At 42.1% G+C, this 11,369-nt stretch carries 12 protein-coding genes; 1 reads left to right on the plus strand and 11 read right to left on the minus strand.

Features of this window, described 5'->3' with window-relative positions:
- Positions 1-62: 62 nt before the first annotated feature.
- The 5 genes from spoVK to NXM86_RS11780 all read right to left on the minus strand — a co-directional run bounded on the left by spoVK (position 63) and on the right by NXM86_RS11780 (position 5,774).
- Positions 63-995 (minus strand): stage V sporulation protein K, encoded by a 933-nt coding sequence (gene spoVK, locus NXM86_RS11760; RefSeq protein ID WP_015863549.1) that lies wholly within the window; start codon positions 993-995, stop codon positions 63-65.
- 279 nt (positions 996-1,274) lie between these two features.
- Complete coding sequence (gene hfq, locus NXM86_RS11765) at positions 1,275-1,499, minus strand: RNA chaperone Hfq (RefSeq protein ID WP_498958074.1); 225 nt, start codon at positions 1,497-1,499, stop codon at positions 1,275-1,277.
- A gap of 34 nt (positions 1,500-1,533) precedes the next feature.
- The gene (miaA, locus tag NXM86_RS11770) at positions 1,534-2,481 is read right to left on the minus strand and encodes a tRNA (adenosine(37)-N6)-dimethylallyltransferase MiaA (protein ID WP_062678323.1); all 948 of its coding nucleotides are present in this window, start codon (positions 2,479-2,481) and stop codon (positions 1,534-1,536) included.
- A 151-nt stretch (positions 2,482-2,632) separates the two neighbouring features.
- A complete protein-coding gene (locus NXM86_RS11775; RefSeq protein ID WP_089097103.1) occupies positions 2,633-4,324 on the minus strand; it encodes a methyl-accepting chemotaxis protein in 1,692 nt (563 codons plus the stop codon).
- Positions 4,325-4,421: 97 nt separating this feature from the next.
- Entirely contained in the window at positions 4,422-5,774 is a 1,353-nt protein-coding gene (locus NXM86_RS11780) for an MDR family MFS transporter (RefSeq protein WP_089097484.1), read from the minus strand.
- Between the two features lie 234 nt (positions 5,775-6,008).
- Here NXM86_RS11780 and NXM86_RS11785 point away from each other — a divergent pair, with 234 nt between their 5' ends.
- On the plus strand, positions 6,009-7,523 hold the full coding sequence (locus NXM86_RS11785) for a glycine betaine uptake BCCT transporter (RefSeq protein ID WP_089097102.1): 1,515 nt from the start codon (positions 6,009-6,011) through the stop codon (positions 7,521-7,523).
- Between the two features lie 49 nt (positions 7,524-7,572).
- Here the strand turns inward: NXM86_RS11785 and NXM86_RS11790 are convergent, their stop codons facing one another.
- The 6 genes from NXM86_RS11790 to NXM86_RS11815 all read right to left on the minus strand — a co-directional run bounded on the left by NXM86_RS11790 (position 7,573) and on the right by NXM86_RS11815 (position 11,167).
- Positions 7,573-7,803, minus strand: a complete 231-nt coding sequence (locus NXM86_RS11790) for a hypothetical protein (protein WP_498958075.1) — start codon at positions 7,801-7,803, stop codon at positions 7,573-7,575.
- Positions 7,804-7,857: 54 nt separating this feature from the next.
- Positions 7,858-8,583: a bactofilin family protein gene (locus NXM86_RS11795; RefSeq protein ID WP_498958076.1), complete on the minus strand. Its 726-nt coding sequence runs from the start codon at positions 8,581-8,583 to the stop codon at positions 7,858-7,860.
- A 15-nt stretch (positions 8,584-8,598) separates the two neighbouring features.
- Positions 8,599-9,303, minus strand: a complete 705-nt coding sequence (locus tag NXM86_RS11800) for a bactofilin family protein (RefSeq protein WP_498958077.1) — start codon at positions 9,301-9,303, stop codon at positions 8,599-8,601.
- 4 nt (positions 9,304-9,307) lie between these two features.
- Positions 9,308-9,937, minus strand: a complete 630-nt coding sequence (locus tag NXM86_RS11805; protein WP_498959036.1) for a YhbD family protein — start codon at positions 9,935-9,937, stop codon at positions 9,308-9,310.
- Positions 9,938-10,151: 214 nt separating this feature from the next.
- Positions 10,152-10,391 carry a C40 family peptidase gene (locus NXM86_RS11810; RefSeq protein ID WP_498958078.1) on the minus strand — a complete coding sequence of 80 codons (240 nt, stop codon included), beginning with the start codon at positions 10,389-10,391 and terminating at the stop codon, positions 10,152-10,154.
- Positions 10,316-11,167 (minus strand): LysM peptidoglycan-binding domain-containing protein, encoded by an 852-nt coding sequence (locus tag NXM86_RS11815; RefSeq protein ID WP_498958079.1) that lies wholly within the window; start codon positions 11,165-11,167, stop codon positions 10,316-10,318. Before NXM86_RS11815 ends, NXM86_RS11810 begins: the two co-directional genes overlap by 76 nt.
- Between the last annotated feature and the right edge of the window lie 202 nt (positions 11,168-11,369).

Below are 11,369 nucleotides of genomic sequence, written 5' to 3' on the forward strand. Positions count from 1 at the left end.
ATATTATAAAAAACTCCTTCATTTTGCATAAAAAAAGAAAGGGGAGATACTCCCTTTCTTGCTTACGAACCAACTATAAGATCCCGATCGCGGATCAGCATTAGTTCCTTTTTATCATATCGCCCTTCACGCAACAGGCGCACCGCCTGTTTGCGAATTGCTTTTTCAATCAAGTTGCGCACGTAGCGCCCGTTGCTGAATTTTCCGCGATGTTTATCCTCCAACACTTCTTCGATATGATAATATAGTTTTCGTTCCGCTTCCGGTGTAAATTCGTATTCCCGTTCATGCAACATCTGTTTTGCGATTTTCACTAGTTCGTCGACCGTATAATCAGGGAATTCGATGGTCAATGGAAAGCGGGAAGGCAAACCTGGATTTAATGATAAAAAATAGTCCATCTCTTTCGGATACCCTGCTAAAATGACCACTAAATCATCACAATAATCTTCCATTCCCTTTACAAGAGTGTCGATTGCCTCTTTTCCGAAATCTTTTTCTCCGCCGCGGGCAAGCGAGTACGCTTCATCGATAAACAAAATGCCGCCGCGCGCCTTTTTAATTAAATCTCTCGTCTTGTTTGCTGTATGTCCGATATATTCTCCGACTAAATCGGCCCGTTCTGCCTCAATAAAATGCCCTTTCGAAAGAACGTTCATTTCAAAAAACAGTTTTCCCAATAAACGTGCTACCGTCGTTTTTCCTGTGCCGGGATTTCCTTTAAAAATCATATGAAGCGCTTGTTTATTCGATTTTAACCCATTTTCTTTGCGAACTTTGTTAATATATAGCCACGCATAAATTTCTTTAATGATTTTTTTTACATGATCAAGGCCGATAAGTTGATCAAGTTCTTTTTGAATATCTTTTAATATGTGATGTTCTTCATAATTAATAAAATCATTCCGATCTTCTTTGACTAGATGATTAATATTTTTCGAATTGAGCACAATATTAATTTGACCTTTTGCCTTGTTCATTGTTAATTCAGACAATGGAGCGTCACCTCACTTCACCATTTTCATGGCTACCTTTTTTGTCGCCTTGTTCTTTATCAGTATACGTTCATCATCACCAATTCGTGACAATCGCCCAAATGAAAGAAACCAAACGACAACATCTACTAACGATTGTCTATTTTTGCGATTTCCGAAGAAATAAAAGTTTGTATATTTTATTCAGCACGGTCGATTTTTACGCGTAAAAAAGTGCCCGTCTAAAAAGGCGGGCACTTCGCTGTTCGCGTTGTTATCCAAAAATTTTAGACACGCCGATTATTCTGTTTCAAACTGAACGTTTTTTTCCGGCGCGAACGTAGAAATCGCATGCTTTATAATAAGCTGCTGCTTTCCTTGGACTTCCAACAAAACGGTAAAATTGTCAAACCCTTTGATGTAACCCTTTAGCTGATAGCCATTTAGCAAAAATACGGTGACTTGTGTTCCATCTTTGCGCAACTGATTTAAAAACTGGTCTTGAATGTTAATGGAATTTTTCATGAGACGTCCTCCTCTTTTTCTCTCTACCTAATTTTTATATATTCGCTTCTAATTGAAGCTTTCCTGCTATGTACTGAAAAATTTCCTCCGCTTTCTCATCAAACTTTGCTGCATCCGTCATATCAAACCATTGAACAGGCATTTGATTGCGAAACCATGTCAGCTGGCGTTTCGCATAGCGGCGTGAATTTTGTTTTAGCCGCTCAATCGCTTCTTCTAAGGAAACGCGCCCATCAAAATAGTCATACAGCTCTTTATAACCAATCGCTTGGACGGATTGGCAATCGCGAATGCCACGGTCGTATAATGCTTTCGCTTCTTCCAGAAGCCCTTCGGCAATCATTTGATCTACCCGTTCATTAATACGACGATATAACTGTTCGCGTTTCATCGTTAGCCCGATAATTGCCACATCATAAAGAAGTTTTTTCGTTTGCCCGCGCTGCCATTCCGTCATCGTCTTGCCTGTGCAATGATATATTTCTAGTGCGCGGATGACGCGGCGAATGTTGCGCGGATGAATTCGCGCCGCGCTTTCCGGATCAATGGCACTAAGCATCTCATAAAGAACCATTTCTCCTTTGTCCTCGGCGATCTGTCGCAAATGACGACGATACGCTTCATCGGAAGGGGCGTCCGAAAAACGGTAATCATAAATGACGGATTGAATGTAAAGCCCTGTACCACCAACAATCATCGGCAGACGCCCACGCCCGGAAATTTCGTGAATAAGCGAGCGGGCAATTTGTTGAAATTCGACAACGGAAAACGATTCCCACGGTTCTTTAATGTCAAGCAAATGATGCGGAATCCCTTCCATTTCCTCCGGTTTAATTTTTGCTGTTCCGATATCCATTCCTTTATAAATTTGCATCGAATCCCCGCTGATGATTTCCCCATTTAACCGCTTGGCTAAAGCGATGCTTAGTTTTGTTTTTCCTACAGCGGTCGGTCCAATGATGACGACAAGCTTCTCTCCCATTTGCAATTCCACTACTTTCTTCCATCAGTAATATATACATTTATTTATTATATCCAAATGGACAAAAGATTTACATATAGAAAAAATTTAATGTGTTAGTCGGTCCGGTAAAACGTTTCAAAAATAAAACGAACGTCGTTATGGACGTTCATTACATGTTGAATCGTTTTAAAAGTGATTTTACGTCTTCCGCCATTTTCGATAAGGAAGCGGCAGAAGCAGAAATTTCCTCCATGGAAGCGAGTTGTTCTTCTGTTGCGGCGGATACTTCTTGGGTTCCAGACGCGGCAGATTCAGCAATTTGCGTCACTAGCTGCATCGATTGCACTACTTGTTCCGCAGCGGCTGACATTTGTTGAACAGAAGCGGAAACATCTTGAATGTGTGCCGCGACTTCGTGGACAGCTGTTTGAATTTGTTGAAATGCTTCACCAGAAGTGCGGATGGCTCCAGTACCAGTTTCTACTTCTTTCAGTACTGTCTCCATCGATCGAACCGCCTCATTTGTTTCCTCTTGAATCGTCGCGATTAATGAAGCAATTTGTTGCGCCGACTGTGCGGATTGTTCCGCCAATTTCCGAACTTCATCAGCCACCACAGCAAATCCTCGTCCATGTTCGCCCGCCCGTGCCGCTTCAATCGCCGCGTTCAACGCTAAAAGATTCGTCTGTTCCGCAATTCCGCTAATCACTTCGATAATTTTTCCGATTTGCTCGGATCGGTTTCCTAATCCTTTCACAATCCCGGCAAGGCGTTCAACGGTGTCATTTACTGTATTCATTTGCGCAACAGCTGTTTGAATCGTTTTTCCGCCTTCTGATGCTCTTTCCGACGTTTGCATCGCAATTTTCGACACGTTTTGGGCACGCTCGGAAATTTGCTGAATTCCTTCAGACATTTGATCGATCGTTTCCGATGTTTCTTCTACGCTCTGCACTTGCTTTTCCACACCTGCAGCAACATTTTGAATCGTTAATGCAATTTGTTCCGTCGCCTTGCTCGTCTGTTCCGCACTTGCCGTCAATTGTTCGGAAGACGCTGCGACTTGTTCAGCACTCATCGCTACTTTTTCTAGCACATCGCGTAAATTTTCCGCCATTTGGTTAAACGCCGCTGCGAGCTCCCCGATTTCATCGCGGTTGCGAATTATAACTTTCTCCCCAGTCAAATCACCATCGGCGATTCGTTTTGCCGCTTTAGAAAGGGTGAGGAGCGGACGAGAAAGATTGCGGCTCATGTAAATGGTAAGGAGGTTGCCAATAGCGAGCGCAATGACTCCGATAATAATCATCCATACTTTAATGGATGCCGCTTTTGACGTTGCATCCTTGTCAGCCTGATTCATATCTTTTTGTTGGATTTCCACTAGTTGTTGTGCCGCTTCATCAAATTGTGTAGTAATATCCCTTCCTGTTGTTGTAATTAACTGTGTATAAGCCTCCACATTATTTTCCTGTTTTAATTGAAACGTTTTTTGTCCTAGTTCGTAAAACTGTTGTTCCAGCTCATTCAATCGTGCTAGCAACTCTTTTGTTTCCGCCTTTGTCAACGTTTTCTCCAGTTTATTGCTTAGTTTTTCATATTCATCGTGCGCTTTCGTAAAGTTTGTCAATGACGTTTGATCGCCGGTAAGCAAATAACCGCGCATGCTCCCTTGCTCGCGCCGGATCAGAACTTCTAGCTGTTTAACATCGATAAGATTGGAAACTTTATCATTTAAAAGATGCGTATAACTAGCATTAATAGTAGAAATCTGATAATAAGCAATGCCAACGAGTGCGATTAACAGCATATATACGGCGGCAAATACTGCATACAATTTTTTTCGGACTGTCATCTTCATCATCTGATCCCCCCGTTTATTCACATCTAACAACCCATCTACAAAAAAGAAGGAAATGACCCTCCCTTCTTTATTATCGGTATATCATGTTAAATATTTAGGACATTTCCCCGGAACGAAGCAAATTATTTTTTTTCTGTTCCGACTCATCACGAATGAAAAACGATGTGAATAAAGCCACAATGCTGCCGATAAATCCAAATAAAAACAGATGATGGATGCCAGTCATAAAATCAGCCGCTTTCGTTAAAAAGGCGCCCATAATCGTTACACCAATGGCTGTGCCGATGTTGCGGCAAAACATGAAAAATGAAGTCGCGATTCCCTTTTCATGCGCATCGGCAAGCTGCTGCGAGCCGATGACACCGACAGTAGATGTCAATCCAAACGACAGCCCTTGAATGAACATGGCAAAAAAGACATACAAAAATCCGTGGCTTTCATTTAAAAGTGCTAGCAGCAGTCCAGAAAGCACAAGAAGAACGTTTCCGATAATCAATAACATGCGATACCCATAGCGCAAAATCCATTTTCCCGCCGGCACTGCCACAATCATCCAACCAATCGACATGCCTAAAAGGGCGACACCGCTTGCAAACACCGATTGATGGGCGATATTTTGCAAAAATAGCGGAATGTAGCTAGACGTGCCAAATAAAGCGACACAGCTGACAAATCCGTTCATGTTCATCCATTTTAACGTTTTATGCTGCACGAGCGTCAATGGAACGAGCGGAGACGTTTGCTTTTTTTCATATAAGTAAAAAATAACTAATAACACAGCGCCAATGCCGCCATACATCCAATGGTTGCTTTCGACTACCGTCGTCAATAGAAAAAGGCTGATCGCGGCCGCAAATAATACCGCTCCAATATAGTCAATCACCGCCCGTTTTGGTTCGTACACTTCTTTATATGGCAATAGTGTGAGCAAGGAAAGCAAGCAAATCGGGATATTCACATAAAAAATCCAGCGCCATGATGCGTATTCGACAAACAAGGTTCCTAACATTGGCGCAAGAACTGCGGAAATCCCCCACATTGCCGTAAAAAACGCTTGAATTTTTCCGCGCTTTTCAATCGGAAATAAATCCCCGGCAATAATGGCAGGAAACGGCATCATAAAACCTGCGCCAATTCCTTGGACAGCACGGAATATAACAAGCTGGACCATATTTTGCGACATCCCGCAAAGAAGAGAACCGATTAGAAATAAAATAATGCCGAAGCTAAATACTTTCTTTCTCCCAAATATGTCGGAAAGTCTCCCGGCGATTGGAGAAAGAACGGTTGTCGTGATCATGTAGGAAGCAAACGACCACGCGTAAAGAGAAAATCCTCCAAGTTCTTTGGCAATGATCGGCATCGTCGTATTCATGATCGTTGTATCCATCGATGCCACGAGCATCGCGAGCACAATGCTCACCATTACGGATATTCTGTTATTCACCATTGTCTATCCTCCTTTTTATCTGCCATGAATATTTTATTTTACATGACATAACCGTTTCCCTACCAAAAAAATGCTTGTCTCCTGTTATAGTTATAATAAAAGCAAATCCATTGCCATTTCTGTATTTTTTCGTTACCATAGAAACGGAAAGCTTTTTTCCTTCCTTCTCCGGCACCCGAAAACGCTAACACGATCCTCATCGGCATATATTAATACTAAAGGAGGAATTAGATGAAAAAAACAACAAGCGTGTTTTATTTTTCAATAGCAATTGCTATTTTATTTATTTTTTGGGGAGTGATTCCTGCCAATAAACTGCCCGACTATAACTTAGGTGCTGTTAGTACAGCAATGCATTCCTTTTTAATTGATAAATTCGGCTGGTTTTATTTATTGGCAGCAACGACATTTCTTGCCTTTGGTTTGTTCTTAATTTTTTCTAAATACGGAAATATTCGTCTTGGCGGAGACAATGAAAAGCCAGAGTATAGTAACATCACATGGTTTGCGATGTTGTTTAGTGCCGGTATGGGAATCGGGTTAGTGTTTTGGGGGGTGGCTGAACCAGTTTCCCACTATTATGCGCCACCTGCCGGAGAAGGAGAAACGCCGGAAGCAGCCCGCATGGCGATGCGATATGCCTTTTTTCATTGGGGGCTTCATCCGTGGGCGATTTATTGTGTAATTGCTCTAGCGCTTGCGTATTTCCAATTCCGCAAAAAAGAACCTGGGATTATTAGCCGTGTATTGCGGCCAATATTTGGCGATAAAATAAATGGCGCTGTCGGCGTCGCGATTGATACGCTCTCTGTATACGCAACGATCTTTGGTGTTGCAACTTCGTTAGGGCTTGGAGCAATTCAAATTGCCGGAGGATTATCGCATTTATTTCCATCCATACCAAACAACTTTACAACTCAATTGTTGATCATTATCGTTGTTACGTTTTTATTTATGCTTTCCGCGCAAACAGGATTGAATAAAGGAATTAAAATATTGAGTGACATAAACATCATTCTTGCCGTCCTGCTGATGTTTTTTTTGCTTTTTGTTGGCCCGACGAATTTTATTATGGATGTGTTTACAACGACGATTGGTTCCTATTTGCAAAACTTGCCGTCCATGAGTTTCCGGTTGGCGCCGTTTGAACAAAGCGACTGGCCCAAATCGTGGACAATATTTTATTGGGCATGGTGGATTGCGTGGGCGCCGTTTGTTGGAACGTTCATCGCCCGCATCTCAAGAGGTCGTACCATACGTGAATTTATGATCGGTGTGTTAGCCGTTCCGACCGTATTTAGTGCCTTATGGTTTTCTGTCTTTGGCGGTTCGGCGTTATATCTAGAACGGTTTCAACATATCAGCATCATCGATGTCATTAACGAAAAAGGGATGGAAACAGCACTGTTTTTCACGTTGCAGCAATTCCCATTTGGCACTATTTTGTCGGGATTAGCTATTTTATTAATTTGTACATTTTTCGTCACATCAGCCGATTCCGCTACGTTCGTTCTTGGTATGCAAACAACAAAAGGAATGTTGAATCCGCCAAATTCGGTAAAATTTATTTGGGGAATCGTTCAATCGGCAGCAGCTGCTATCTTGCTTTGGACAGGCGGCTTAGAAGCACTGCAAACCGCATCAATCATCGCTGCGTTTCCGTTTGCGATCATTATGATTTTGATCGTCATCTCATTAATTCGTTCGTTTCAAAAAGAACCGATTACCAAAAAAGAGTATAAATAAAAAGCGGATGCCGTGTATTGCCGGCATTCGCTTTTTCATTACACGAAATTTATTCCTTCCCGACCTGCACCTTGCCGCTTTGTGCGGCATGCATCGATGCGAACCGATCGTTTGGCATGAAAAAGACGAACAGAAGCGTCAGCGCTGCGGGAATTAGGCTCCATAAGAACATATGCGCGATGGAAGAAGCCAACGCGGCCGTTATTTTTTCGAGTATAGGCGCTGGGATATGGGCGCGCGCTTCCGGCGAAAGAATCGCATGAAGGGCATGAATGCTCATGGACGGAACCCTGTTTGCCATTCCGTGAAACGCTTCTTTTAATCGATCCGTAAATTATGATCTTCTTTTTGCTTTCACGGTCGCCTTTTCGTCTTGCTGAAAGCTTGTGTGATATTCCACAAGATCAATGTTGCAGCCTGGGCCAATGATGATGCGGTCGCCTCTGACAATTTTGGCGTTGGTATGTTCTAAATAAATGTCATCCCCTTCAATCGTTTCCGCTTTTAACTTTGCCGAATCGGGAGCAAATCGTTTTAAAAAGTGAAGAATACTCAATGCTTTACTCCGTTTGACTTGAATCGTTTTCCCGCCAATTTCGGCGATGCGGCTATCCGCAAAATGGAGATACAATTCGACCTGCTCGGCGTTTAGGGTGCCGCCAATCTCCACCGCGCCTTTGACAGAAAAAACGTCCGCCTCACAATCGCGGAACACTTTCATTTCTCCGTAACCATGAATTGTTCCTCCTGTTACATCACCATCCACATGGGCGGCGCCGCGGAGATGAAAATCGTATACCATGGCATTTCCGCGTAGATTCATTTCCCCCAATAGCTTGATCGTCCCTCCTTGAATATTTCTCCGTACATTGGCTTGACCGAAGATGTGGAACGACTTCGCCTCGATGTTGCCGCTCACATCGGCATTGCCAAACACCTTGCAGCGATCACACGATAAATCACCGTTAATGGTGGCGTCGCCGCGAATCGTCACTTTATGAAACGTTCCTCCCGAAGTGAGCGCGGATCCGTTTACCGTTAAATGGCGCATATCTCCCATGGTTTTTTCCCTCCTTCACACTTTTTGATAAGCACCGACTTTCGCCCCTGGATTACATTGAAACTCACCTTGATATTCCACGACTTCAATGTCGCATCCAGGACCGATCGTCACCCGGTTGCCTCTGACTGCTTTTGCGTTCGTATGCTCTAAATAAATTTCATCTCCTTCGATGCTTTCAGCGGTCAAGCCGACAGGAAAGAGCAGTTTCTTCAGCCATGTCCTTCCCGGCTGTTTGACTTCGATGCGCTCCCCGCCGATTTCTTTTGCTTGGCAATGTCCAAAAAGCTTTATTTGAATAGTCCCCGCATTTAATAAGCCGCCGATGGAAAACTCCCCTCTCGCTTGAAATTGTTCCGCGTCACAGTCCCCTTTAATGACTGCCTCTCCATGAATATGCACTTCGTCCGCCGATAAATTCCCGTCTACATTTGCGCTCCCATGACAATCAAATTGTTTGCATTGTACATTGCCGTCAATCCGGGCGCTCCCATGGATTTTTACATGTTCCGTTTTTAATGATCCCGCAATGCGGGCTTTTCCGGATATGTGCGCCGCCTTTGCCTCTACGTTCCCTTCCATTTTTGCCGTACCATGAATCGCCATATCGTTGCAGTTGATATTTCCATGCACCTTACCGGTTCCAGAAATTTTAACCAAATTGTATAGACCACCCGAAGCACTTCCAGCGCCAGAGATAACTAAATCCTTCCTTTCCATCTGTTTATCCCTCCGATATCATCAGTTTTAATTGCTCTACGCAAGTAGGCACATGAAGACGAACAATGATTTTCGCCTTTTCTTCGACATAGACGTCATTTCCGCTTGCTACTAATAGACATATTGCTACTCCCATTTTTCGCAGGAAAAGCAATTCACAACTTCGTCCTTGAAGCGCGGCATAATGTTTCTCGAACACATCGAATACGCTTTTTCCTTCTTCCAAACTAATTTCCCCGGTTTGCAGCAATTGATCAAGAATATAAAGCTGCAGCAGTTCAGTAAAGGAAAAAGTGTGCTGCTCTCCTTTTTGTTCCATATACAATTGCAGCGCCACTTCCGAAACAATGTTACGTTTTATAATTTCGTCTCTATGGAGAGTAATCGCGGCAGGGTTCGGCGAAAACATATTTGCTAGTTCATCGAGTGACAGATCATCTTTCATCTGTTTAATTTTTTCGATTCTCGCTAGTATTTTTTCTTTTGGAAAAAACGTTTCTTGCCCTGTAAATGTCGATTTGCGAATAAACCATTCTTCGGGAATCAGCTTTTTCCGTTTCCATCGATAAAGCTGTCCATAAGAGATCCCTGTTCGCTCGAGCAATTCTTTTTTCGAGATTAATTCCTCCTTCATCATGTGCACCTCCTATGCAATATAATGTAACATAACAATGTTACGTTGTAAATCAAAAATTCGATTTGCCTTTTGATTTTTCAATTGTAAATTAATGAATGGTGTGAGAACTTTATGGAACGAACGAGGGTGCTTGTTGAATAAGACTGACAAAAAAAAGGCTGACTCAAAAGTCGCTGAATCGACTTTTTGAAGTCAGCCTCTTTTTCATAGATTAATTGATTACACGGACTGCCTTCACAAATCGTTCTTGCCAATAAGAAGAACCGATCGATGCATAAGAAACGCCTTTAGAAGTTGAAGCATTTAACATTTGGCCGTTACCCGCATAAATTCCAACGTGATTGATCGTTCCATCGAAGTCTGTATCAAAGAAGACTAAATCTCCTTTTTGAAGCTGATTGAAAGAAACCGTCGTGCCTGCTTGTGATTGTGCTGTCGAAGTGCGTGGCAAAGAAATTCCAGCTTCACCAACACCCGCATAGTAAAAGATGAGCAATCAAATGCATCTGTGCGAGATGGGCTGGCACCATATAAATATTTAGCGCCTAAATATTTTTCACCAATTTGAATGACTCGATCAGCCAAAGAAGAATTCACAGCTTTTGTGCTATTGGAAGGAGTGGTAGACATCGAACCCGGGGAAGATTTAGAAATTTTTTGATTGGAAGATTGAGCAGGAGCTTTTTCTCCAGCAACTTTAATAGATTGTCCCGCTCGAATAAAATTAGGATTTGTAATTTCCGGGTTTAAAGCGAGCAATGAACGAACTGTTGTATGAAACATTTTAGCGATGCCAGAAAGAGTATCTCCTTCTTTAACGATGTAATAACCGCTAGCACCTGATTCCTTAGTAGAAGGAACTGAAGCTGATCCTGACAAACGAATAGTTTGGCCTGCCTTAATAAAATTTGGATTAGAAATTTCGGGATTCATCCTTAATAACGCAGCAACAGTCGTATTAAATTGCCTTGCAATTTTACTTAAGGTGTCGCCAGCCTTCACTACATATGTATCTTCACTTTCGTTAACTTTTAATATTTGGCCAGGGAAAATAAAATCAGAAGTTAAATGATTCATTTGTTTTAATGTTTCTACAGTAGTGTTGTATTTTTTCGATATTCCCCAAAGCGTATCGCCTTTTTGGACGGTATAATTACTAGCGAAAGCAGTTTGGCCCGCTAATAAAGAACTTATGATTGTACCTGTAAGAATAAATGATTTTTTCATTTTGCGCTCCCCCACAGATGTATTTTTGGTATTCGTTTCTATGACGTCAATCATTATATTTAAAAAAAGTTGCTAATCTATAACAAAAAGAATAAGAAGTGGTTACAAATCTATTACAGTTACATTACAGGTTAAAAATATCATTTTGTTTTCAGTATCTTTTTCCTAGTAATTATTATTTTTGGATTAAATAGAAGTTTTA

The organism is Geobacillus sp. CX412, assembly GCF_027942335.1.
In the GTDB taxonomy this organism is placed as follows: domain Bacteria; phylum Bacillota; class Bacilli; order Bacillales; family Anoxybacillaceae; genus Parageobacillus_B; species Parageobacillus_B toebii.

Excerpts from the sequence above, each read along its gene's own strand:
- NXM86_RS11775 (WP_089097103.1), bottom strand. The coding sequence starts at position 4,324 with ATGAAGATGACAGTCCGAAAAAAATTGTATGCAGTATTTGCCGCCGTA.
- NXM86_RS11805 (WP_498959036.1), bottom strand. The coding sequence starts at position 9,937 with ATGAAGGAGGAATTAATCTCGAAAAAAGAATTGCTCGAGCGAACAGGG.
- NXM86_RS11815 (WP_498958079.1), bottom strand. The coding sequence starts at position 11,167 with ATGAAAAAATCATTTATTCTTACAGGTACAATCATAAGTTCTTTATTA.
- NXM86_RS11795 (WP_498958076.1), bottom strand. The coding sequence starts at position 8,583 with ATGGGAGATATGCGCCATTTAACGGTAAACGGATCCGCGCTCACTTCG.
- NXM86_RS11785 (WP_089097102.1), top strand. The coding sequence starts at position 6,009 with ATGAAAAAAACAACAAGCGTGTTTTATTTTTCAATAGCAATTGCTATT.
- miaA (WP_062678323.1), bottom strand. The coding sequence starts at position 2,481 with ATGGGAGAGAAGCTTGTCGTCATCATTGGACCGACCGCTGTAGGAAAA.
- NXM86_RS11800 (WP_498958077.1), bottom strand. The coding sequence starts at position 9,303 with ATGGAAAGGAAGGATTTAGTTATCTCTGGCGCTGGAAGTGCTTCGGGT.
- NXM86_RS11790 (WP_498958075.1), bottom strand. The coding sequence starts at position 7,803 with ATGAGCATTCATGCCCTTCATGCGATTCTTTCGCCGGAAGCGCGCGCC.
- hfq (WP_498958074.1), bottom strand. The coding sequence starts at position 1,499 with ATGAAAAATTCCATTAACATTCAAGACCAGTTTTTAAATCAGTTGCGC.